This window comes from Mycobacterium sp. DL99 (assembly GCF_004762045.1).
Classification (GTDB): Bacteria; Actinomycetota; Actinomycetes; order Mycobacteriales; family Mycobacteriaceae; genus Mycobacterium.
Map to the genome: position 1 here is coordinate 1,005,179 of NZ_SJOM01000007.1, position 22,282 is coordinate 1,027,460.

Annotated in this window: 20 protein-coding genes and 1 pseudogene; 13 read left to right on the forward strand and 8 right to left on the reverse strand. The window is 65.1% G+C overall.

Annotated elements, in window-relative coordinates:
• Positions 1-7 precede the first annotated feature (7 nt).
• The 10 genes and pseudogenes from EYZ64_RS04945 to EYZ64_RS32600 form a co-directional block, all read left to right on the forward strand.
• A complete protein-coding gene (locus tag EYZ64_RS04945) occupies positions 8-1,213 on the forward strand; it encodes an MCE family protein (RefSeq protein ID WP_135452330.1) in 1,206 nt (401 codons plus the stop codon).
• Positions 1,213-2,262: an MCE family protein gene (locus EYZ64_RS04950; RefSeq protein ID WP_135452332.1), complete on the forward strand. Its 1,050-nt coding sequence runs from the start codon at positions 1,213-1,215 to the stop codon at positions 2,260-2,262. The genes EYZ64_RS04945 and EYZ64_RS04950 overlap by 1 nt, the downstream gene beginning before the upstream one ends.
• Complete coding sequence (locus tag EYZ64_RS04955; protein ID WP_135452335.1) at positions 2,255-3,313, forward strand: MCE family protein; 1,059 nt, start codon at positions 2,255-2,257, stop codon at positions 3,311-3,313. The genes EYZ64_RS04950 and EYZ64_RS04955 overlap by 8 nt, the downstream gene beginning before the upstream one ends.
• Positions 3,310-4,695: an MCE family protein gene (locus EYZ64_RS04960; RefSeq protein WP_135452338.1), complete on the forward strand. Its 1,386-nt coding sequence runs from the start codon at positions 3,310-3,312 to the stop codon at positions 4,693-4,695. The genes EYZ64_RS04955 and EYZ64_RS04960 overlap by 4 nt, the downstream gene beginning before the upstream one ends.
• Entirely contained in the window at positions 4,692-5,888 is a 1,197-nt protein-coding gene (locus EYZ64_RS04965; RefSeq protein ID WP_135452341.1) for an MCE family protein, read from the forward strand. The genes EYZ64_RS04960 and EYZ64_RS04965 overlap by 4 nt, the downstream gene beginning before the upstream one ends.
• Positions 5,888-7,588, forward strand: a complete 1,701-nt coding sequence (locus tag EYZ64_RS04970; protein ID WP_135452343.1) for an MCE family protein — start codon at positions 5,888-5,890, stop codon at positions 7,586-7,588. The genes EYZ64_RS04965 and EYZ64_RS04970 overlap by 1 nt, the downstream gene beginning before the upstream one ends.
• Positions 7,588-8,286 carry an Rv1363c family protein gene (locus EYZ64_RS04975; RefSeq protein ID WP_135452345.1) on the forward strand — a complete coding sequence of 233 codons (699 nt, stop codon included), beginning with the start codon at positions 7,588-7,590 and terminating at the stop codon, positions 8,284-8,286. The genes EYZ64_RS04970 and EYZ64_RS04975 overlap by 1 nt, the downstream gene beginning before the upstream one ends.
• Positions 8,286-8,771: a mammalian cell entry protein gene (locus EYZ64_RS04980; RefSeq protein ID WP_135452347.1), complete on the forward strand. Its 486-nt coding sequence runs from the start codon at positions 8,286-8,288 to the stop codon at positions 8,769-8,771. Before EYZ64_RS04975 ends, EYZ64_RS04980 begins: the two co-directional genes overlap by 1 nt.
• A 498-nt stretch (positions 8,772-9,269) precedes the next feature.
• Positions 9,270-10,658: a cytochrome P450 gene (locus EYZ64_RS04985; RefSeq protein WP_135452349.1), complete on the forward strand. Its 1,389-nt coding sequence runs from the start codon at positions 9,270-9,272 to the stop codon at positions 10,656-10,658.
• Positions 10,655-12,817: pseudogene (locus tag EYZ64_RS32600) on the forward strand (aminotransferase class III-fold pyridoxal phosphate-dependent enzyme); the annotation flags it as partial. The gene EYZ64_RS04985 and the pseudogene EYZ64_RS32600, both read left to right, overlap by 4 nt.
• On the opposite strand, the gene EYZ64_RS04995 reads toward EYZ64_RS32600, so the two are convergent.
• Positions 12,722-14,143 (reverse strand): wax ester/triacylglycerol synthase family O-acyltransferase, encoded by a 1,422-nt coding sequence (locus tag EYZ64_RS04995; RefSeq protein ID WP_135452351.1) that lies wholly within the window; start codon positions 14,141-14,143, stop codon positions 12,722-12,724. The pseudogene EYZ64_RS32600 and the gene EYZ64_RS04995 sit on opposite strands and share 96 nt — an antisense overlap.
• Before the next feature lie 233 nt (positions 14,144-14,376).
• Between EYZ64_RS04995 and EYZ64_RS05000 the strand changes: the two genes are divergently transcribed.
• Complete coding sequence (locus EYZ64_RS05000) at positions 14,377-14,847, forward strand: nitroreductase family deazaflavin-dependent oxidoreductase (RefSeq protein ID WP_286174626.1); 471 nt, start codon at positions 14,377-14,379, stop codon at positions 14,845-14,847.
• Here the strand turns inward: EYZ64_RS05000 and EYZ64_RS05005 are convergent.
• The 6 genes from EYZ64_RS05005 to EYZ64_RS05030 all read right to left on the reverse strand — a co-directional run bounded on the left by EYZ64_RS05005 (position 14,844) and on the right by EYZ64_RS05030 (position 19,268).
• Positions 14,844-16,163, reverse strand: coding sequence for a cytochrome P450 (locus EYZ64_RS05005; protein WP_286175254.1), 1,320 nt, complete (start codon positions 16,161-16,163; stop codon positions 14,844-14,846). The genes EYZ64_RS05000 and EYZ64_RS05005 overlap by 4 nt on opposite strands.
• 155 nt (positions 16,164-16,318) lie before the next feature.
• Positions 16,319-17,794, reverse strand: a complete 1,476-nt coding sequence (locus EYZ64_RS05010; RefSeq protein WP_135452353.1) for an alpha,alpha-trehalose-phosphate synthase (UDP-forming) — start codon at positions 17,792-17,794, stop codon at positions 16,319-16,321.
• Positions 17,795-17,959, reverse strand: a complete 165-nt coding sequence (locus EYZ64_RS05015; RefSeq protein WP_090426445.1) for a hypothetical protein — start codon at positions 17,957-17,959, stop codon at positions 17,795-17,797.
• Between the two features lie 45 nt (positions 17,960-18,004).
• Entirely contained in the window at positions 18,005-18,394 is a 390-nt protein-coding gene (locus tag EYZ64_RS05020; RefSeq protein WP_135452355.1) for an intersectin-EH binding protein Ibp1, read from the reverse strand.
• Positions 18,395-18,489: 95 nt separating this feature from the next.
• Positions 18,490-18,828, reverse strand: a complete 339-nt coding sequence (locus EYZ64_RS05025; RefSeq protein ID WP_450071180.1) for a hypothetical protein — start codon at positions 18,826-18,828, stop codon at positions 18,490-18,492.
• Between the two features lie 56 nt (positions 18,829-18,884).
• Entirely contained in the window at positions 18,885-19,268 is a 384-nt protein-coding gene (locus EYZ64_RS05030; RefSeq protein WP_135452357.1) for an intersectin-EH binding protein Ibp1, read from the reverse strand.
• A gap of 267 nt (positions 19,269-19,535) precedes the next feature.
• On the opposite strand from EYZ64_RS05030, the gene EYZ64_RS05035 reads away from it, so the two are divergent.
• Both EYZ64_RS05035 and EYZ64_RS05040 read left to right on the forward strand, forming a co-directional pair.
• A complete protein-coding gene (locus EYZ64_RS05035; protein WP_135452359.1) occupies positions 19,536-20,444 on the forward strand; it encodes an enoyl-CoA hydratase in 909 nt (302 codons plus the stop codon).
• A 2-nt stretch (positions 20,445-20,446) separates the two neighbouring features.
• Complete coding sequence (locus tag EYZ64_RS05040; RefSeq protein WP_135452362.1) at positions 20,447-21,280, forward strand: SDR family oxidoreductase; 834 nt, start codon at positions 20,447-20,449, stop codon at positions 21,278-21,280.
• Between the two features lie 65 nt (positions 21,281-21,345).
• Here the strand turns inward: EYZ64_RS05040 and EYZ64_RS05045 are convergent, their stop codons facing one another.
• Positions 21,346-22,233 carry an NAD(P)-dependent oxidoreductase gene (locus tag EYZ64_RS05045; protein WP_135452364.1) on the reverse strand — a complete coding sequence of 296 codons (888 nt, stop codon included), beginning with the start codon at positions 22,231-22,233 and terminating at the stop codon, positions 21,346-21,348.
• Positions 22,234-22,282: the final 49 nt, after the last annotated feature.

Below are 22,282 nucleotides of genomic sequence, written 5' to 3' on the forward strand. Positions count from 1 at the left end.
AATTCCTATGGCAGACGCACCTTCCAAGCACCGTCGTCATGTCAGAATCGCCGCTGCGATCCTGGCTGCGATCGTGGCCGCCGCAGTGGTCTTCACCTACCTGTCCTACACGGCGGCCTTCACGCCGACCGACACCGTCAGCCTGACCGCGCCGCGGGCCGGCCTGGTGATGGAGCGCGACGCCAAGGTGAAATACCGCGGCATCCAGATCGGCAAGGTCACCGACATCGCCTACGCCGGTAATGAGGCGAAGCTGACGCTGTCCATCAAGCGCGGCGAGATGCGCTACATCCCGTCCAACGCCACCGTGCGGATCGCGGGCAACACGATCTTCGGTGCGAAGTCGGTGGAGTTCCAGCCGCCTGCGCAGCCGCAGCCGACCTCGCTGCGCCCGGGTAGCACGGTGGCTGCCAAGGACGTGCAGCTCGAGGTGAACACGCTCTTCCAGACGCTGTCGGATGTGCTCAACAAGATCGACCCGGTCAGCCTGAACGCCACCCTCACCGCACTCGGCGAGGGCTTGCGCGGCCATGGTGACGATGCGGGCGCGGCCTTGTCAGGCTTGAATTCTTACCTGCAGCAACTGAACCCGAAGTTGCCGACGCTGCAGGAGGACTTTGCCAAGGCCGCGGTGGTGGCCAACATCTACGGCGACGCCGGACCGGACCTGGCCCGGATCGTCGACAACGTGCCGGCGCTGAACAAGACGATCGTCGACGAGAAGACCAATCTCAACGCCACTCTGCTGGCGGCCACCGGGCTGGCCAACAATGGCACCGCCACCCTGGAACCGGCGGCTGACGACTACATCGCGGCGATCCAGCGGTTGCGGGCACCGCTTAAGGTCCTCGGCGACTACTCCCCGGAGTTGGGTTGCCTCCTGAAAGGCATGGCAATCAGCGTTGATCGGTTCGCCCCGATCATCGGCGGTATCCGCCCAGGACTGTTCGTCAACTCCAACTTCCTGCCGGGGTCCCCGGGCTACACCTATCCCGAGAGCCTGCCAATGGTGAATGCCTCCGGCGGACCGAACTGCCGCGGCCTTCCCGACGTGCCTACCAAGCAGTACGGCGGTACCTGGTATCACAGCCCGTTCGTGGTCACCGACAACGCGTACGTTCCGTACCAGCCGAACACCGAGGTGCAGTTCGACGCACCCGCGACGCTGCAGTTCTTGTTCAACGGCGCGTTCGCAGAAAGGGACCGATTCTGATGGCGTCCGGCGCGGGTACTGATCGGACCATGCTCAAGGTCGGCATCTTCACGGTTGCGATGCTGCTGGTGGCGGCCATGCTGGTGGTGGTCTTTGGCGAGTTCCGCTTCGCCGCGGCCCACGATTACCACGCCACGTTCAGCGAGGCGTCGCGGCTGAAGGCCGGGCAGGACGTCCGCATCGCCGGGGTTCCGGTGGGCAAGGTCAACGCGGTGAAGCTCAACTCCGACAACACCGTTGATGTCAGCTTCGACGTCAACAAGCGGTATCAGCTCTACACCTCGAGCCAGGCCAAGGTGCGCTACCTGAATCTCGTCGGCGATCGTTTCCTGGAGATCACCTCGGGCCCAGGGGAACTGCGCAAGCTGGCGCCCGGCGGGACAATCCCGGCCCAGAACACCCAGCCGGCCCTGGACCTCGATGCGCTGTTGGGCGGATTGCGGCCGGTGCTCAAAGGACTGGACGGCGCGAAGGTCAACGAGATCTCCAATGCGGTGATCGAGATGCTGCAGGGCCAGGGCGGCGCGTTGGCGAACATGCTGACCAGCACCGGCGCTTTCACCCAGAACCTGGCCGCCCGCGATCAGCTCATCGGCGACGTGATCACGAACCTCAACACCGTGCTGAGCACGGTGGACGAGAAGGGCTCTCAGTTCGACACCAGCGTCGACGAGCTGCAGAAGCTGATCACCGGTCTGGCCGAGGGGCGCGATCCGATCGCCGGTGCGATCGCTCCGCTGGCCTCGGCTGAGAACGACCTGACCGACATGCTGGAGAAGTCCCGCCGTCCGCTGCAGGGGGTCATCGAGAATGTCCGCCCGCTTGCGCAGCGCCTGGACGAGCGGAAGGGCGATGTCAACAAGGTCATCGAGCCGCTGGCCGAGAACTACCTGCGGCTCAACGCACTCGGAGCCTACGGCTCGTTCTTCAACATCTTCTACTGCTCGGTTCGGTTGAAGGTCAATGGACCGGCAGGCAGCGACATCCTGATTCCGTTCGGCGGCCCGCCGGACCCGTCCAAGGGGAGGTGTGCGCCGACGAATGAGTAGTTCGCGTGAGTCGAATCCCGTGCGCACCGGGATTCTCGGCATCTTCGTGGTGGCGTGTCTGGTCCTGGTGTCGTTCGGCTATACCGGCCTGCCGTTCTTCCCGCAGGGCAAGCAGTTCGAGGCTTATTTCAGCGATGCCGGCGGGATCTCGCCGGGCAACGACGTCAACATCTCGGGCATCACGGTCGGCAAGGTCACCGGGATCGCCCTGGCCGGCGACGCGGCCAAAGTCAAGTTCACCGTGGACCGCAACATCAAGGTCGGCGACCAATCGCTGGTGGCGATCAAGACTGATACGGTGCTCGGCCAGAAGTCGCTTTCGGTAACTCCGAAGGGCGTCGGTACGTCGACGGTTATCCCATTGGGACGCACCACGACTCCGTACACGCTGAACACTGCGCTGCAGGATCTCGGGCAGAACGTCAGCGAGTTGGACAAGCCGAAGTTCGAGCAGGCGCTGCAGACGTTGACCGACACGTTGCGTGACGCCACCCCGCAGTTGCGCGGTGCACTGGACGGCGTCACGAACCTGTCCCGCACCATCAACAAGCGGGACGAGGCCCTCGAGGGGTTGTTGACCCACGCCAAGCGGGTGTCGGATCTCCTGGCCAAGCGAGCCGGGCAGGTGAACCAGCTGCTGACCGACGGCAATCAGCTGTTCGCCGCGCTTGATGAACGCCGACAGGCGCTGAGCAATCTGATCGCCGGTATCGACGATGTGTCGCGTCAGCTTTCGGGATTCGTCGCCGACAACCGCAAGGAGTTCAAGCCCGCGCTGGAGAAGCTCAATCTGGTGATGGACAACCTGCTGGAGCGGCGCGAGCACATCGGCGAGGCGCTCAAGCGCTTGCCGGGGTATGCCACCGCGCTGGGCGAGGTCGTCGGCTCCGGTCCGGGCTTCCAGATCAACCTGTACGGCCTGCCGCCGGCCGGGATGGCCGAGGTGCTGCTGGACACCTACTTCCAGCCGGGCAAACTGCCCGACAGCCTGTCCGATATGTTGCGCGGCTACATTTCCGAGCGAACGATCGTTAGGCCGAAATCGCCATGACCCAACAGAATTCGGTATCCGGTCGCAACCGGTGGTTGCGCATTGCGCTGGCCGCAGTGCTGCTGGCGGTCCTCGCCGTCGGCGTGTACCAGGTGTGGCCGTCACGCACCGGCCCCAAGCTCACCGCGTACTTCACCAACGCTGTCGGGTTGTACCCCGGCGACGAGGTGCGGATCGTCGGCGTGCCGGTGGGCACGATCGACTCCATCGAACCGCGGCCTTCGGATGTCAAGATCGAGATGACCCTGGACCGCGGCGTCAAGGTGCCTGCCGATGCCAAGGCGCTGATCCTGTCGCCGAACCTGGTGTCGGCCAGGTTCATTCAGCTGACTCCCGCCTACACGGAGGGCGACGTGATCGCCGACGGCGCGTCGATCGGACTCGATCGCACCGCCGTGCCCGTCGAATGGGACGAGGTCAAGGAGCAACTCACCCAGCTCAGTTCGCAACTCGGACCGCAGGCCAACTCGGTGCAGGGCCCGATCGCGGCGTTCGTCGACCAGGCCGCGACGACGTTCGACGGCAACGGCGACTCGTTCCGCAATGCGCTGCGTGAGTTGTCCCAAACCGCTGGGCGGCTGGGAGATTCGCGTACCGATCTGTTCGGCACGGTGAAGAACCTGCAGATCCTCGTCGACGCGCTGTCCAACAGCAACGAACAGATCGTGCAGTTCACCAATCACGTGGCGTCGGTGTCGCAGGTGCTGGCGGACAGTGCCAGTGGTCTCGACGAGACCCTGGGCACGCTGAATCAGGCCCTCGGTGACGTCCGCGGTTTCCTGAACGAGAACAACGATGCGCTGATCGCCCAGGTGGGCAAGCTGGCCGACTTCACCCAGATTCTCACCGACCACAGTGACGACATCGAACAGATCCTGCACGTCACGCCCAACGGCCTGGCGAACTTCTACAACATCTACAACCCGGCGCAGGGCACCGTTGGTGGGCTCCTGACCCTGCCGAACTTCGCCAACCCCGTGCAGTTCCTGTGCGGCGGCAACTTCGACACCGGCACCACCCCGGACAACTACAAACGCGCCGAGATCTGCCGGCAGCGGATGGGTCCGGTGCTGCGCCGCATCACGATGAACTATCCGCCGGTGTTGTTCCATCCCATCAACAGCATCACTGCCTACAAGGGGCAGATCCAATATGACACCCCCGAAACTGAAGCAAAGTCGGAGACGCCGGTGCCTTACCTGCAGTGGCAGAACGCTCCTGGCGTAACCCCGCCGCAGATCCCGCCGGACGCGACGCTGAGCTCGTTGATCCTGCCACCGGATGCACCGGCGCCCGCAGCCGGAACCGGGGTGGGGCCCGCACCTGGACCCGCGCCGGCGCCTGCCGCGTCCGCACCCGCTGAGGCTGGTGCCGGCGGATGACGAAGGGTAAAGCATTGAGGGGCAAGGCATCACGGATCGGTGGCCGTACGCTGGCGATCGGCAGCGGCGCGGTGCTGCTGGCCGGCTGCCAGTTCGGCGGACTCAACTCGCTGAACATGCCGGGTACCGCCGGGCACGGGCCCGGTTCCTACACCATCACCGTGCAGTTGCCCGATGTGGCGACCCTGCCGCAGAACTCGCCGGTGATGGTCGACGACGTCACCGTCGGCAGCGTGTCGGGTGTGGATGCGATCCAGCGCTCGGACGGCACCTTCTATGCGGCGGTGCAACTGTCGCTGGATGGTGACGTGAAGCTCCCGGCGAATGCCGTTGCGCGCGTTGCCCAGACATCGCTGCTCGGCTCCCAGCACATCGAGTTGGCCGAACCTGTCGATCGACCGGCCGAGGGGCGCCTGGTTCAGGGTTCCAACATCTCGCTGTCCCAGAGCGATCGTTATCCGACCACCGAGGAAGTGCTCTCATCGCTGGGCATGGTGGTCAACAAGGGCAATCTCGGTGCGCTGCAGGACATCACCGATGAGGCCTACGCGGCGGTCGCCGGGCGGGCCGGCACCTTCGCCGATCTGATCCCGCGGCTGGCCGAGTTGACTTCCTCGTTGGATCGGCAGACCAACGACATTATTGCCGCGGCCGACGGGTTGAACCGGTTTGCTTCGATCCTGGCCCGGAGCCAGGACAGCCTGGGCCGCACGCTCGACACGCTGCCCGGCGCGCTCAAGGTGCTCAATGACAACCGGTCCAACATCGTCGAAGCCTTCACCGCGCTGCGCGGCTTCGCCCAGGTCGGCTCGCGGATTCTGTCGCAGACCAAGGACGATTTTGCGGCCGATATGAAGGATCTCTATCCGGTGATCAAGGCGCTCAACGACAACGCTGACGACTTGATCAAGAACCTGGAGTTCATTCCGACGTTCCCGTTCCACTACAAGTATCTGCGCCAGGCGGTGCGAGGCGACTACTTGAACGTGTACGTCACCTTTGACCTGACCCTGCGCCGGTTCGGTGAGTCGATCTTCACCACCGGGGGCTTCGACCCGAACATGAAGCACCTCAGTGAGGTGATCAATCCGCCGGACTTCCTGACCGGGGCGATGGCCAACCTGTCCGGCCAGGCCGCCGATCCGTTCAAGATCCCGGCCGGAACTGCCACCCAGCACGAGGAGAAGCCGTAATGATCGACCGGCTCACCCGTATGCAGCTGATGATCTTCGGGGTCGTCACCGTCCTGACCGTCGGTGCGATTTCGCTGTTCTATCTGCACCTGCCCGCTGCGGTGGGAATCGGCACCTATCACGTCAACGCCAACTTCCTGGCCGGTGGCGGGATCTACCAGAACGCCAATGTCACCTACCGCGGTGTCACGGTGGGACGGGTGGATTCGGTGGGCCTGGCAACCGATGGCGTGGTCGCCAGGATGCAGCTGAACAGCAACACGGCGATCCCGGACAATGTGACCGCGACAGTGAAGAGTGTCTCGGCCGTCGGTGAGCAGTACATCGATCTGATCCCGCCGGAGTCACCGTCGACCAACAAGCTGCGCAATGGCGCCACCATCGAACAGCAGAACACCCGGGTCGGCCAGGACATCGCCGGGTTGCTGCACGAAGCCGACACCCTGGTCAGCAGCATCGGCAACAGCCGTTTGCAGGATCTGCTGCGTGAGACATTCAAGGCGTTCAACGGGTCGGGGCCGGAGCTGGCTCGGCTGATCGAATCGTCACGGCTGCTGATCGACGAGGCCAACGCCAACTACGGTCAGACCACTCAGCTGATCGACCAGGCCGGGCCGTTCCTGGAAGCGCAGATACGCAGCGGCGACAACATCCGGTCGTTGGCCGACGGGTTGGCCCGTTTCACCGGCGAGGTCAACAAGGCCGATCCGCAGCTGCGCACCACCCTCAAGACTGTTCCGGGCGCCACCGAGGCTGCCAATACCGCGTTCACTGGTATCCGGCCGACGTTCCCGGTGCTGGCGGCCAACCTGGCCAACGTCGGCCGGATCGGCGTGATCTACAGCAAGTCGATCGAGCAGGCGCTGGTGGTCTTCCCGGCGCTGATCGCTGCGCTGCAGACCGTGGCCGGCGGGGCACCTGCCGACGAGGGCGCCAAGCTGGACTTCAAGATCGACCTGCAGGACCCGCCGCCGTGCTCGACAGGCTTCATCCCGGCGACCTCGATCAGGTCACCGGCCGACGAGACGCTGCGCGAGCTTCCGTCCGATCTGTACTGCAAGACCGCGCAGAATGATCCGGCAGTGGTTCGCGGTGCGCGTAACTACCCGTGCATGGAGTTCCCAGGAAAGCGGGCACCCACCATCCAGCTGTGCCGCGATCCCAAGGGCTATGTGCCACTGGGCAGTAACCCCTGGCGCGGTCCGCCGGTGCCCTACGGGACACCGATCGAGGACGGGCGCAACATCCTGCCGCCCAACAAGTTCCCGAACATCCCGCCGCAGGTCGATCCGGACCCGGGCCCGCCGGCGGTGCAGTTGCCGCCCGGGGTTCAACCAGGGCCGGGCCCGGCGCCGCACGCGCCGTTCCCGCTACCGGTGCCGCCCAACAAGCCGGGAACACCGCCGCCGCCGTGGCCGTACTTCGCGCCGCCGGACCAGATCGTGCCGCCGTACGGCCGGACGCCTCCGGGAGCACCCGAAGCCGCACCGGCGCCGGAAGCGCCGGCACCGGCTCCTGAAGCGCCCTTGCCGGCCGAGGCACCACCTCTGGCCAGCGCTCCCGGGATCGGCACCTACGATCAGCACAGTGGGGTCTTCGCAGACGCCGAAGGAGGCACCGGTGTGTACGCAGCCGGCGCCGACAAGTTGGCACCCGCGGAGACCTGGGTAGACCTGATGCTGGATCCAAGGCAGGCTTGATGACGGAAGAAACGGCCTCGAACCAGAGGCCGGTGCGTAGGCGCGCGTCCAGGGCGGCCGGCCCGACCGGGGCCGCAACCGCCGTAGAGGTGACGGCACCCACCGTGGTGGTCGATTCATTGACCAGCACGGCGACCAGGGCGCCGCAACTGACGCCACTCAAGGCGCCGCCCCGGCGACGTGCCCACGGCAGCCTGGTGGCGTTGGTGACGGTCCTGGTCCTCGCGGTGTCCACCGCGGCGCTGGGAGTGCTGGCCTACGTCATGCGCGATCAGCAGCATGCGGTGGATGCCGTGCAGGCCCGCGACGAGAACTTCGTCGCCGCCGGTAAGCAGACCGTGATCAACATGTTCAGCTACACCCAGGACACGATCGACGAGAGCGTCAACCGCTTCATCGACGGCACCAGCGGCCCACTGCGCGACATGATGAGCCAGGGGAGCAACGCCGACAACCTCAAGGCGCTGTTCCGTGACACCAATGCGAGCTCGGAGGCGGTGATCAACGCCGCGGCGCTGGAGAAGGTCGACGAGATCGCCGGGAACGCCTCGGTGCTGGTGGCGGTGCGCGTCACGGTCACCGACGTGGACGGCGTCAATTCTCCGACCCGGCCGTACCGCCTGCGGGTGATCGTTCACGAGGACGACAACGGGCACATGACCGGATATGACCTCAAGTACCCCGACGGTGGAAACTGATGCGCTCGAAGCTCTTTGGCCTGCTGATCGGCCTTCTGACGGTGGCGTTCGTCGCGCTGGGAGCAGTCGGCGGATCGCTGTACTGGAACCGCGTGACGCAACGCGGCCAGGAGGCCACCCGGGCCGAGTTGCCCGCCGTGGCGGCCGATCAGATCCCGAAGGTGTTCGGCTACGACTATCAGACCGTCGAGCGCAGCTTGATGGAAACCTATCCGCTGCTCGCCCCGGACTTCCGGCAACAGTTCGAACAGGACGCGACCGCCAAGGTCATCCCTGAGGCACGCAAGCGTCAGCTCGTCGTCCAGATCAGCGTCGTCGGCATCGGCGTCATGACCGCAGAACGCGAGTCGGGATCGGTGCTGGTGTACATGAACCGCACGGTGACGGATCAGTCTCGCCAGCCGTTGTACGACGGCAGCCGGTTGAAGGTCGACTACCGCAAGATCGGCGGGGACTGGCTGATCAACGCGATCAACCCGATCTAGACATTCGACGGTAACTGGACACGTCGGGGCGCTCACCCGCTCGACGTGCAACTCGCGCTGCACTGAATCGGCGCAGGCGGCATCGCCGCCACGGGGAGTTTGGTCCCCGCCTTCACTCCCGATGTGACCGGACGTCGTCCGGTACAAGTTTCCGTGGATTCTTCTGATGTACGCGCCGTCGCTGGGCTTGTTCGGCTTTCTCCTGCGTTTGGTTCACGCCATGCGTCCGCTATGGGTACGTGTCCGTACCGGATGGTATATATTGGCGGTTGTCGTAATTATTGAGCCGGTAACCGCAGGTTGATCGCCGAAGTGCCGGGTACTGATTCGCGGAGTCGCGGCTGGCCCAGCGCGACGTACCGGCGTGCCGCGTTGCGGAAAGGTGCGCCTCCGGACGGGCCGGGACCGGTCACCGATGTACGACACGGCGCCTCGATGTGAATGCCAATTCTGTCAACTATTGGGCCCGGGTAATGCCGTTCTGTGCAAGGAAGGCTTATGGAGAAATCGCACGCCACACCGACGGTCAAGGGTCTACCCGTGCTGGGGAACACCGTGCCGATGTACTACCAGCTACCCCAGTTCCTGACCCGCTGTTATAGCGAATACGGCCCGGTGTTCCGGGTTCGGGCACTCAACAACCGGTACGTGGTGCTCGCCGGACCGGATGCGGCGATGTTCGTCGGATCGGCCGAGGGCCGGGAGTGTCTGGAGTCCAAACCGTCCTGGTCGAGGATGATCGCCGAATACGGCGCCGACAAGTCGGTGGTGAGCGACGACGGCGATCTGCACACCTGGTTTCGCGACCTCATGCGGCACGGCTATTCGCGGCATGCGCTGGACGGTCGCTATGACCGGTTGATCGAGATCATCGACGACTGGCTGGCCGACGGCTGGCAGCCCGGCAGCGTCGTGCCCGCGGTGAAGTCCGTGCAGCGGATCGTGATTCGGCAGATCAGCATCGCGGTCGCGGACCGGGTGTTCTTCGACGACGTGGACCAGTTGCGCACGTTGGTGCATTGGTCGACCAATGTGTGTCTGCTCGGGCGGTGGCCGACCTTCATGCTCAAGCTTCCGCGATACCGCTCGGCGAAGGCGCGGATGCACGCCATCGCCCAGGAACTGCTCACGGTGTTCCGGGCCCGTTCCGACGATGGCCAGATCGATGACTTCGGCCGTCGACTGCTCGATGACCTGGTCGAGGCCAACCGAACCCATCCGGAAAAGATGACCGATTACGAGCTGCCGCTGAACCTTTTCGTTCCGTTCATGGCCGGGTTGGACACCGCATCGAACACCATCTCGACGATCCTGTATCTCCTCACGCAGCGGCCGGACCTCTACGAGACGGTGACGGCGGAGGCGGACCGGCTTTTCGCACTCCCCGAACTCAACGAGGAAGCGCTGTTCGAGGCCACGCCGGTACTCAATGCGGTGCTCAAGGAGACCATGCGGTTGTACCCGTCGGTCCCCGTCCTGATGCGCCATGCCCGAACAGATTTCGTCTACAAGGGTCATCCGATCCGGGCGGGCGAGCGCGTCATGATCGCCACCAGCGTGCCGCACTTCATGCCGTCGTTCTTTCCCGACCCTCACCTCTTCGATCCGGGCCGCTATCTGGATGGCCGCAAGGAACACCTGCAGCCCGGCGCGTACTCGCCCTTCGGCCGTGGGCATCACCTGTGCATGGGGAAGCGGATCGCCGAGGTGATCATCCCGCTGACGGTCGCCCGGATCGTCCATCAGCGGCGGTTCACCGTGTCCGACGACAACTTCTCGCTCACCGACAACTTCGCGTACGGCGTGGACCTGGCGTTGAACCTCAACCTGGGGGTCGACGGGGTGCGCTGCGCCCACCTGGTGAGTTCCGGGCAACCCAACCAATGACAACCGAGGAGTCTCCAGTAGTGGACTACCAGCGCTATACGCCGGCCCGCGAATCCACGATCGCCACGATCCGCGATCTGAACCGGCGCAAGCGGCCCAATATCCTGTTCGCGGGGTTGGCAATCACGATCGAGTGCGCGCAGGTCGGCTATCTGCTGGACGCACTGCACGGGCCGCAGGCTGACCGCGTCACGTACTTCGGGAACTCGCTGGAGGAGGCGGTGTCCGGGGCGATCCGCTTGGTGCGCCAGACCAGCAAGGTCGACGACTTCCGCTCGGCGGACAGCTGGATCCTGGTGGTGGACAACGACGGACGCCTGAGCCACTACTTCGACCCGCTCGCCGAGGGCGGGGAACGCGCGCTGGCGCGGCACCTGAGCTTTGTGCCCACCACCGCCGACGCACTGGCCGCCCTGGACGATCGTCCGTGGTCTGCGGTGCTGGTCCTCGCCGACGGTGGCGAGAACCTCGACGAACTGCTGGCGGCCGCTGCGGACCGCCGAATCATGCGGATCGTCTGCGACACTCGCCCGTTGCCGGCCGCGGGGGAGTGGCGGCCAGGTCGCGCCGACGCCGACGTGTACGTCTACGGCGAGAACATGACCGACCACCAGGTGCCGTTCGGCTGCTACGTCATGACGCCCGACGCTTATCGAGTCTGGAATAACCCCGTCGACGCCATGGCCCAGACTTCCACCTTCGCCGCAGGCGCCACCGCGTTGACGTTGGTGATCAACACGTTGCGCGACAAGGGATACGTCACCGCCAATCAGGAACTGGTGCTCGCCAGGATCGAGACCGACCGCAAGACCCGCAACGAGTACTTCCGGCGTTACGTGAATCCGAGCGCAGGCGACATGATGGAGGCGTTCGGCCTCGACTTCGATTTCGACCGCGCCGATGGCATGCAGATCAGCCTGCGGGACGGCCGGTCACTGCTGGACTGCGCCTGTGGCACGGGCGCGAACCTGCGCGGGCACAATCTGCCCGATCTCGACGACGCGCTGGCAGGCCACGACCCCGATACCGACTATGTCGGTCAGCTCGCCGAGTTCCTCTGTGATCGAAGCGGATTCGACGATGTATTCCCCGCGGTAAGCGGCGCCACGAGCGTCGAGAACGCCCTCGTGCTGGCGCGCCTTGCCCGGCCCGACCGGCCCAGAATCGTGACCTTCTCGGGCAATTTCTCGGGTAAGACCATTGCGACGTTGAACGTCAGCCGATACGGACCACAACGTTCGGCCAGCCTCCCGGGGGCCTTCGAGCCGTACTACTCCGACGTGGTGTTCGTCGATCCGTTCTCGCCCACCGCCGCCCGCGACTTGCGCAGCGCGCTGGATGATCCGCAGGTCGGATTGTTCTGGGGCGAGCTGATTCAGGGCACCACCTGCGAGATCATCCCCCCCGAACTGCTGCGCCTCGTCGCGGAGGCCAAGGCCACGCGGGGCTTCATCGTCGGAGTCGACGAGGTGCTCACCGGTGTGTGGCGAAGCGCCGACACCTTCCTGTACCACCAAGGTGTGCTGGGCGACGTCGTTGACATCGTGACGCTCGCGAAACCGCTGTCGGACATGACCATTCCCGTAGCGGCCACGCTCGCCCGTGCCGGGGTGGTCGCCGATGCCGAGGCGACGAACATGGCGGCGGTGCAGCGGCTGCGCGGCCGCTACCACAACAACCTGGGCGCTCACATCGCCGTGAATGCCATGCGGGCGGTTGACAACCCGGCGTCGCATGAGCAGCGGCGATCAGAACGGGAGACCCTGCTGCGTGGCCTGCAGGCACTGACTGCCGAGTCGCCGCTGATCCGTTCGGTCGAGGGGACCGGCGCGCACGTGCGCATCGACATCGACCGGCGGTACTTCCCGTTCCGCGAGAACACCGTGTTGTCCGAGATGATCGATCAGTCGATCGAGGACCTCATACTCCGCCGCTGTGGCGTGATCCTCGGCCGCGGGCGATTCTTCCCGCCGATCTTCCCGCCGGCCGGTGCAATGGCGGAGGTGGTGGACCGCCTGCAACGCGGATTCGGCGGGTTCACGGTTACTACCGTCTACGCCAACCTAGTTCGCAACATAGCTGCCTTCGCTTCCTTCGGTATCCGCCGCCAGGTTGGCGCGGTTGTCGAGCGCGTCGCGCAGCTCGGCAAAGGCGGCGAGGTACCCGTCTGCGATGCCGTCGAGGTCCGGAACGATCTCCGGGCACGCGATCAGGCCGATGTTTAGCTGATCTTCGATGCTGGCGACACCGACGAAGATTGCGCCGCCGTCGAACAGGGAGCCGAATGGGTAGAAGTCGATCACCCGCGCACCGGCGAAGTTCAAATCACGGTGCCGGCCGCCCATGTTGGACACCACGATGTTCTGCATCACGGCATGACGATCGGCCAGGCGGAGCCGGGAGTACCACCGCAGAAAGGTGCCCCAGTACCGGCCGGCCAACTCGAACCAATCGTGGAACAGGCTGGGGCCCAAAGCTGCTGCGTGTTCCTTGGCTGCGTTGGTGCTCGCCGCGATCGCCAGCGCGCGATCGACCGGGTCGGTCATCCCGGTCTCCAGGCTGGTCAGTAGACCGGTGGTCTGGTTGCGTCCGTGCTGACCGGGCATGTCGTGCACGGAGACGGGGACAAAGGCCTGAAGTGGTGTGTCGGGCAGTTCGTTTCGGCTCAGTAGGTAGTTGCGCAAGGCAGCGGAGGTGAGCGCAAGGATAACGTCGTTGAGGGTGACGCCGAGTTCGCGCTTGACCTGCTTCATCTCGGCCATCGGGAAGGTGGCCCAGGCGACATTACGGTTCTCGGTCAGGGTGGTGTTGAACGAGGTTCGCGGCGCCGAAAGGGATTTGGGGACGCCTTCGGGCAATTGCGGCGTCTTCTTCATCGCCGCGTCCATGAGTGATTTGCCAAGGAGCCGTGCAAGCTTCACAGGCTTGGCGGCGAACTCCTTGAGGCCGGACCGAGCGATCGCGGCCGGCTGCGCGGGCCCGGCATTGCGGACTATCGAGTACTCGGTGGCTTCATTGCCGCACAGCTGTCCGAGCTGCGAATTGCCGCTCACACCATCGAGACTCGCGTTGTGGCGCTTGAGGATCACTGCTACGTTGCCGTCGGCCAGCCCGTCGACGATCGTCATCTCCCACAGCGGAAGCGCAGGGTCCAACGGCTTTCCGCAGATCTCACCGATGACCTCTGCCAGCTGTTCTCTGGACCCGGGGGTCGGCAGGCTCCGGTGGTGCACGTGGCGGTCGAGGTCGAACGATTCATCGGCTGCCCAGACCGGATGGCCGAGGTTATACCATGGGTCATAAGCCTTTTCGGCATAGATCGGGATGCCGGCCATCCGCTCGGCCAGCCAATTCCGGATCGTGTCGAAGCTGTAGCCGCCGGGCATGGGCGAAGGATCGAGGACGATGAGGCCAACGCTTTGGTGGTAATGCGTGGGTGTTTCGAGGTAGAGGAAGCTCGCATCATGACCGGTCAGACGTTCCATAGGTTGACCCTACCTGGGATGCCGCCGTCGATGGAACACCAACGTACCAACCTGACCGAAAATGGGTGAGGTAAGTGTTGAGCTGCGGCCGCGGAGGGCGCTGCCGAGCACGACTTTGATGGGTTTGGTTGGGGGATAACATCTATGGCCCCGACCAGGTTTGACAACGGAAGAGGAGAACGCGCATTTCAACTCACGACGAATGGACGGAAGCCGTTGGTGCCCGCGCGGGCGTGATCGGCATCGTGCGCGACCGCGTCCGGGCAATGGGCCACAGCGAGCGTGCCTGGCCGGTTCGCCGGATGACGGTCGCGTCCGATCGGTTGCTCTACCGACTCACCGGTGGCCGTTGGACCACCACGTCGGTATCGCGCATACCGTCGCTCACCCTGCTCGTCACGCGGAGCAATGGAGACCGGGCCGTGGTGCCTCTGCAGTACGTCTCGATCGACGGCGGTATCTACGTGATCGGCACGAACTGGGGTCAGCCGAAGCACCCGCTGTGGACCGGTTGGTTGCTACGCAACAGCGATTGCGCAATCAATGTCAACGGCCGCGAGCGCGGCTGCACCGCAGTGCATATCGAGGACGCCGAGCGTGACGAAATCTGGCAGCGGGTCTTGCGTATCTCGCCCTACTACGGGCAGTGCCAGGATCGCGCGCAACGTGAACTGAGGATCTTTCGCCTCGACCCCCGGGACTAGCGGCGGGTGCCGACGACCTCGACGGAGAACCTCTGCGAGGGAGTGGTCGACGCCAACCGCTTCTTGAGCTGGTAGCCCGGCGTCAGCCGCAGGTCCAGCCGATACAGCAGGCGGGCCAACGAGATCTGCATGAGGGCTTCGGCCAGACCCTTCCCGATGCACATGTGGGGCCCGCGCCCGAACGGTGAATACGCGCCGGCGACACGATGTTCGGCGTTGCGGCCGTGGTACCGGTCCACGTTGAACGTGGTCGGATCGGTGAAGCAGTCGTCGAGGAAATGAGGCACCGAGGTCGCGACGAAAACCTTGTCGCCCTCGCGGATTCGGTGTCCGTTGAACTCGAAGTCCTTGGCCGCCACCCGCACCATCGTCGCGGCGACCGGATGCAGCCGCATCGCCTCCATGATCGCGCCGTTCAGGGTGGGCGTGGTGGCGAACAGCCGCTCATGGGTGATCTCACCGGCGAACAGCTCGTCGACCTCAGAGCGGATGCGCTCCAGGACATCTGGATGTTTGAGAATGAGGTACAACGCGTAGGTCGCGGTGGCGGACGTCGTCTCCACACCGGCGAAGTACGGCAGCACCGCGTTGAAAACCATGTTGTTCCGCTTGACCGGATCAGGATTGTCGGCGTGCGACGACACGATGTCTTCGATGAGAGTCGATTTGGCTCCGCAGCCCTGGAGTCCGGTCGAATTGCGGGTGTGGTCGATCGCGTGTTTGGCGATCTCGACCACCCGGTTACGCGCCGTCAGGAAGTTGCGCCGGCGCAACAGTGTCTTCGGGATCTGTTGCACCGGGGCGATTTTGAGTACCTGGCTGGCGACGAACCCGACGTCGGCCACGTACGCGTCGTTGGGTTGCACTCCCGCCGCGAACACCCCCACCTGCGAGATCGACAGGGCCTGCATCGAGGGTAGGACCCGCACGCGTGACCCTGGTGCCCAGTCCTTGGCGATCGCCTTGTCCACCAGATCCACCGCTTCGGGATAACGGCCCATGATCGCGTCGCGCGAGTAGCCACGCTGGAGCATCCCGCGCAGTTCCTTGTGCTCTTTGCCGTCCACGGTGACCAGCGATTGGCTTGCGTCGAACTGCTCTTCGACGAAACGCCACGAATCACCGACGCTGAGGCACTCCCGGCCCTCGCGACTGCTCATGAACGCCGATGCTTCGACGCCGGCCAGCACCGTGTAGGTCTGATACAGCGTGTTCAGCTGCGACACCGGGCCGTGCTGCCTGTACTTGTCGACCAGGTAATGCGTCGGGTCGAACATCATGCCCAGCGTGTCGCCGATCCGTGGTATCACAGTCATTTTGCGCGCCAGACGGATTCGCTTCGGGGTCACGTAGGATGCCACGCCGACAGCCTACCCAGGGATTCGGAGGCTCGATTACACGAATCCCTCACGCGGACAAGAAAAGCGGTGCCGTGGCGGCGCAATGCCTCACTGCCGCCGTCAGTGTCGCGTTACGAGTTGTTCGTGAGGGTGTGTTCGGCCGTCTTGGCCGTGGCCAACGCGTCGAGGAAGGCGCGTGCCCACCGGTCGACGTCGTGGGCCAGCACCTGCCGGCGCAGCGCGCGCATCCGGCGCTTGCCCTCCTCGGGGCTCTGTTCCAGCGCCGCCTCGATCGCATCCTTGACACCCTCGAGATGGTGCGGATTGGTCAGGTAGGCCTGGCGCAGCTCGGCTGCCGCACCGGTGAACTCGGAGAGCACCAGTGCACCCCCGAGGTCGCTGCGGCACGCCACGTACTCCTTGGCCACCAGGTTCATTCCGTCCCGCAGCGGGGTGACCAGCATGACGTCTGCGGCGACGAAGAACGCGATGAGCTCGTCGCGGGGCACCGGCCGATGTATGTAGTGCACCACGGGGTGCCCGACCTCGCCGTACTCGCCGTTGATGTGCCCGACCTGACGCTCGATGTCCTCGCGCATCACCTTGTAGCTCTCGACGCGTTCTCGGCTGGGGGTGGCCAACTGAACCAGGACGGTGTCGTCGCGTTTGACCCGCTGCTCTTCGAGCAGTTCGGAGAACGCGCGCAGCCGCACGTCGATGCCCTTGGTGTAGTCGAGCCGGTCGACGCCGAGCAGGATCTTGCGCGGGTTGCCGAGCTCGGAGCGGATCTGCCGGGCGCGTTGCCGGATCGATCGGTTGCGGGCCTTGGCGTCCAGGTCGGCCGAGTCGATCGAGATGGGGAAGGCCCCGACCGTGATGGTGCGGAAGCCGTAGGAGACCTCACCGAAGCGTGAACGCACGCCGATCGAGGCGCGTGAGGTGTTGGCCCCGACGAGGCGCCGGGCCAGGACGAGGAAGTTCTGTGCACCTCCGGCCAGGTGGAATCCGACCAGATCGGCGCCGAGCAGGCCTTCGACGATCTCGGTGCGCCACGGCATCTGCATGAACAGTTCGACCGGCGGGAACGGGATGTGCAGGAAGAAGCCGATGGTGACGTCGGGACGCAGCATGCGCAGCATCTTGGGGACGAGCTGCAGCTGATAGTCCTGGATCCAGACCGTGGCGCCGGGTGCGGCGGCCCGGGCCGTGGCTTCGGCGAAACGCCGGTTCACGTCGACGTAGCTGTCCCACCACTTGCGGTGGTACACGGGTTTGACGATGAGGTCGTGGTACAGCGGCCACAGGGTGGCGTTCGAAAATCCCTCGTAGTAGTCCGCGACGTCCTGCGCGGACAGTTCCACGGGGTAGAGCTGCACGCCCTCTTCAACGAAGGGTTCTTCGCCGCTGTCGGGGATGCCGGCCCAGCCGATCCACGCGCCACGCCGTTTACGCAGCAGCGGTTCCAGTGCGGTCACCAGTCCGCCGGGGCTGCGCTTCCATGTCGTGCTGCCATCCGGCAACCGCTCCATGTCGATGGGCAGCCGATTGGCCACCACGACGAAGTCGGAGTTACCGGAGGCGGCCTTTGGGCCGCCCTCCGGACTCACTTACGCCTCGGTTTTCGAGGGCCCAATGCCGAGCATGGACAGGAACATCCGGCACTCGTCGGCGTCGGTCGCATAGGTCGCCACGACGCGGCGGGCCTGGCTGGCGGTGCTGTCGGCGAGTGGCTCGACGTCGTCGATCTCGGCGGTATCAGTTTTGGCAGGCATGACACAACTGTAGGCGACCGGGAGATCCCCGGTCGCCTCACGCTGTCAGCCGATGGAGCCGTGCACGGTCGGGCTGCTGTCGACGGTGGACTCCGGGACCGGCTGCGGGCCCTCGGACTGCGCTTCCTCGGCCAGGCCGATGCACTCGCCGGAGTTGGCGCCGGTGCAGGGGATGGAGCCGCCGCCGCTGGGCAGGTTCACCGAGGGCAGATCGGGGTTGGCCGCGTTGCTGCTGAACGAGCCGGGGGAGTTCGGCACGGTGTGCGGGACACAGTTGCCGGTGTAGAGGTCCTCCTCCTCGCCCGTCGGGCAGGCCACCGCCGGGCCGGTCGACATGGGTACGGCGAAGGCTGCGATCGCCGGGGCGGTGGCTGCGGCGACCGCAAATCCGCCGGCAAAGATCAGTCGTCGCATCGAGATCGGGAAGGTCGCCATCATCATTCTTTCTCTAGGTATTCGATTGTTCGTTCGGTGGGATTGTATGGAGGCTGTGAGAGATCTGCATCAGATCTACCAGTTGGCTGGGAGTTCTACGGGCTGGCGCTGATGGTCGACCGGGGAATTGCCCGCGGCCCCTCGGCCTCGTCCTCCTCGGCCAGGCCGATGCACTCACCGGCATTTCCTCCGGTGCAGGGGATGGCTCCGCCTCCGCCGGGGAGGTCCACCGCCGGCAAATCCGGATTGCCGGGGATCGCGCTGAACGGCGACGGTGAATTCGGCACCAGAAAAGGGGTGCACGTGGTCGTGTAGACGTCCTCTTCCTCACCGGACGTGCACGTCGCATGTGCGATCGGCGCGCCCAGCCACAGGGACAGTGCGTAACCGGCGCCGGCGGCAGTCAGCACGACGGGCGCGACAAGAGATTTCACCTCAGCAGTCTAGGACTACTGAGGGTTTACTGTGGGATCTCTGCAGTACGGCTGGGTCAGCCGATGGAGCCGTGCACGGTCGGGCTGCTGCCCACCGTCGACTGCGGAACAGGTTCAGGCCCCTCGGCCTGCTGCTCTTCGGCCAGGCCGATGCATTGGCCGGAGTTGGCACCGGTGCAGGGGATGGAGCCGCCACCATCGGGCACGTTCACCGACGGCAGGTTCGGGTTGCCTGCGGTCGGGCTGAAGGCGTTCGGAGAGTTCGGCACGATGTCGGGGACGCACATGTTGGTGAAGGTGTCCTCGGTTTCCCCGTTGGGGCACGAGGCCAGTGACTGAGAGGGTGTCGACAGCACCGTCAGGGTGGGGGCCGCGGCCATGGCTGCTGCGATGCCTGCCGCGACGGCGAAGCGACGGATGCTGGATGGGGAGATAGCCATTGTCATGCTTTCTCTTGAGGGCCTTAGGGAATTTGCTGATGACCCGGCCGAAGTGGTCCGGCGACGGTTGTAGATGATGTCGTCGCCTATCGGCATTCTACCCTTTACAAGGGAAAATAGCTGTGCAATTAGCCCGGGTTCGACGGTGCCGGACGTCCCGCTGTGAAGCGGCTGCATAGTAGCTGTGATCCCGGTGTGAGCCCGGTTGCGCGATACACGTAATGTGCAGTCCGTAACGTACTTACTCTGCCTAAGAGGTGGTCCGAAATGGTCAGTGCCGACGACACAGCCCGCCAGGTCGAGTACGAGACACTCGATGACGGACGCATCGCCCGGATCTGGCTGAACCGTCCGGATGCGCAGAACGCCCAGTCCCGGACACTGCTGGTGCAACTCGACGAGGCGTTCGGCCGGGCCGAGGCCGATGACGCGGTCCGCGTGGTGATCCTGGGTGCGCGTGGCAAGAACTTCTCGGCGGGCCATGACCTCGGTTCCGAAGAAGCGTTGGCCGAGCGTCAACCGGGACCGACCCAACACCCGACGTTCCGCTCCCACGGTGCCACCGCGGCCGGCGTCACCGAGCGAACCTATCTGCAGGAGTGGCACTTCTACTTCGAGAACACCCGGCGGTGGCGTGATCTGCGCAAGATCACCATCGCCCAGGTGCAGGGCAACGCGATCTCGGCGGCCCTGATGCTGATCTGGGCCTGCGACCTGATCGTGGCCGCCGATGACGCCAAGTTCAGCGACGTCGTCGGGGTGCGGATGGGGATGCCGGGCGTCGAGTACTACGCCCACCCATGGGAGTTCGGGGCCCGCAAGGCCAAAGAGCTACTGCTGACCGGTGATTCGATCGATGCCGATGAGGCCTACCGATTGGGCATGGTGTCCAAGGTCTTCGCGCGCGACGAACTCGAAGACAAGACACTGGAATTCGCGCGGCGCATCGCCGAACGGCCGACGATGGCAGCCTTGCTGATCAAGGATTCCGTCAACGCGGCCAGCGACGCGATGGGCTTCACCGAAGCGCTGCGCCATGCCTTCCACATTCACGAACTCGGGCACGCGCACTGGGCGTCGGCCAACGAGAACCGCTGGCCGGTGGGCATGCCGCCCGATGTTCCCGACTGGCGGACGTTGGGGGCTCCCAAGCCCGCTCGGCGTGATACACCATGACCATGCACATTTCGTTAGAGGATCGAACTTATCTTGTCACCGGTGGTGGTAGCGGCATCGGCAAGGGCGCCGCGGCTGCCATCGTCGCCGCCGGCGGTAATGCCCTGCTGATCGGGCGCAATGCCGACAAGCTGAGCGCGGCCGCTGAAGAGCTCGGTGCCCAGGGGCCCGGATCGGTGCGCTACGAACCTGCCGACGTCACCGACGAGGACGAGGTCCGCCGCGCGGTCGACGCGGCCACCGCCTGGAACGGCCAGCTGCACGGTGTGGTGCACAGCGCCGGTGGGTCGCTGACCATCGGTCCGATCACCCAGATCGACTCCGAACTATGGCGCCAGACGGTCGATTTGAACGTCAACGGAACGATGTACCTGATCAAGCACGCCGGCCGGGAGATGGTCCGCGCCGGCGGCGGGTCGTTCGTCGGCATCTCGTCGATCGCCTCGACCAACACCCACCGGTGGTTCGGTGCGTACGGCGTGAGCAAGGCGGCGTTCGATCATCTGCTCAAGCTGGCAGCCGACGAGCTCGGGCCGTCCTCGGTGCGGTTCAACAGCATCCGGCCCGGCTTGACCCGGACCGAGATGGTCGGCCCGGTCTTCGAGCTCCCGGAAGCCCGCGACGACTACAAGGCCTGCACGCCGATGCCGCGGTTCGGTGAGGTCGAGGACATCGCCAACCTGGCGGTGTTCCTGCTCAGTGACGCCGCGGGCTGGATCACCGGTCAGTCCATCGGCGTCGACGGTGGGCACAGCCTGCGCCGTGGTCCCGACATCTCGGGAATGCTGGAGCCGCTGTACGGCGTCGACGGCCTGCGTGGCGTCGTCGCCGAGTAACTCAGGACGGACATTGTGCCGGGGATTGCGGTCGGTACTGGCCGCAATCCCCGGCATTGTCATATCTAGGCCGGGTGCGCTGAGCCGGCCTCCCACGCGCTGAGTGCGCCAACCGCGGACCAGTCGAGATCTCCGCCGCCGGTCGCCAGCAGGGTCAGGAACCGGTCCCGCAGTAGGCTGGCGACGGGAAGTGGTACCTGTAGGTCCTCACCCGCACTCAGTGCCAGCTTCACGTCCTTGAGGCCGAGCGTGGCGGCGAATCCGGCCGGGGTGAATTCCTCACGGGCCAGCAAACCCCCGTAGGTGCGGTACACCGGAGCGTCGAACAGCGTCGAGGTCAGCAGCTCCACGTACTGCTGTCTGTCCACTCCGGCCTTGCCCACGAGTGCCATTGCCTCACCGAGGGATTCGATCACCGAGGCGATCAGGAAATTGCCGCTGATCTTGACGAGGTTCGCGGCTTGAGGGTCTTCGCCGAGGACGAATGTGCGCTGCCCGATGGCATCGAAAATCGGCGACACCTTCTCGACTGTGGCCGGGGCGCCTGCCGCAACGACGAACAACTTGGCCGCCGCGGCGGCCTCGGGCCTGCCGAACACCGGGGCGGCGACGAAACCCTGGCCCGCCGCGGCATGGGCTTCGGTGAGGCGTTCGGCCAGGGCGGTGCTGACAGTCGACGACGAGACATGGACGGCGCCTTCGGACAGCGAGGCGAGGATGCCGTCGTCGCCGAATGTCACCGCCTGCACCGCGTCGTCGTTGGCCAGCATGGTGACGACGACGTCGCCCTGACAGGCGTCGGCTACCGAGGCGGCCGGTTGTGCCCCCTGGGCGGCCAGTGCGGTCACCTTGGCGGGGGAGCGGTTGTACGCGGTGACCTCGTGACCGGCTTTGAGCAGGTTGGCGGCCATGGCCGCACCCATGTTGCCCAGGCCGATGAATCCGATCTTCATGACTCCACTCTTACCGGGTTGGTTCGAACTCTGGCGGAAGACGAAGATC

Excerpts from the sequence above, each read along its gene's own strand:
- EYZ64_RS04945 (WP_135452330.1), top strand. The coding sequence starts at position 8 with ATGGCAGACGCACCTTCCAAGCACCGTCGTCATGTCAGAATCGCCGCT.
- EYZ64_RS04950 (WP_135452332.1), top strand. The coding sequence starts at position 1,213 with ATGGCGTCCGGCGCGGGTACTGATCGGACCATGCTCAAGGTCGGCATC.
- EYZ64_RS04955 (WP_135452335.1), top strand. The coding sequence starts at position 2,255 with ATGAGTAGTTCGCGTGAGTCGAATCCCGTGCGCACCGGGATTCTCGGC.
- EYZ64_RS04960 (WP_135452338.1), top strand. The coding sequence starts at position 3,310 with ATGACCCAACAGAATTCGGTATCCGGTCGCAACCGGTGGTTGCGCATT.
- EYZ64_RS04965 (WP_135452341.1), top strand. The coding sequence starts at position 4,692 with ATGACGAAGGGTAAAGCATTGAGGGGCAAGGCATCACGGATCGGTGGC.
- EYZ64_RS04970 (WP_135452343.1), top strand. The coding sequence starts at position 5,888 with ATGATCGACCGGCTCACCCGTATGCAGCTGATGATCTTCGGGGTCGTC.
- EYZ64_RS04975 (WP_135452345.1), top strand. The coding sequence starts at position 7,588 with ATGACGGAAGAAACGGCCTCGAACCAGAGGCCGGTGCGTAGGCGCGCG.
- EYZ64_RS04980 (WP_135452347.1), top strand. The coding sequence starts at position 8,286 with ATGCGCTCGAAGCTCTTTGGCCTGCTGATCGGCCTTCTGACGGTGGCG.
- EYZ64_RS04985 (WP_135452349.1), top strand. The coding sequence starts at position 9,270 with ATGGAGAAATCGCACGCCACACCGACGGTCAAGGGTCTACCCGTGCTG.
- EYZ64_RS04995 (WP_135452351.1), bottom strand. The coding sequence starts at position 14,143 with ATGGAACGTCTGACCGGTCATGATGCGAGCTTCCTCTACCTCGAAACA.
- EYZ64_RS05005 (WP_286175254.1), bottom strand. The coding sequence starts at position 16,163 with ATGACTGTGATACCACGGATCGGCGACACGCTGGGCATGATGTTCGAC.
- EYZ64_RS05015 (WP_090426445.1), bottom strand. The coding sequence starts at position 17,959 with ATGCCTGCCAAAACTGATACCGCCGAGATCGACGACGTCGAGCCACTC.
- EYZ64_RS05020 (WP_135452355.1), bottom strand. The coding sequence starts at position 18,394 with ATGGCGACCTTCCCGATCTCGATGCGACGACTGATCTTTGCCGGCGGA.
- EYZ64_RS05030 (WP_135452357.1), bottom strand. The coding sequence starts at position 19,268 with ATGGCTATCTCCCCATCCAGCATCCGTCGCTTCGCCGTCGCGGCAGGC.
- EYZ64_RS05035 (WP_135452359.1), top strand. The coding sequence starts at position 19,536 with ATGGTCAGTGCCGACGACACAGCCCGCCAGGTCGAGTACGAGACACTC.
- EYZ64_RS05040 (WP_135452362.1), top strand. The coding sequence starts at position 20,447 with ATGCACATTTCGTTAGAGGATCGAACTTATCTTGTCACCGGTGGTGGT.
- EYZ64_RS05045 (WP_135452364.1), bottom strand. The coding sequence starts at position 22,233 with ATGAAGATCGGATTCATCGGCCTGGGCAACATGGGTGCGGCCATGGCC.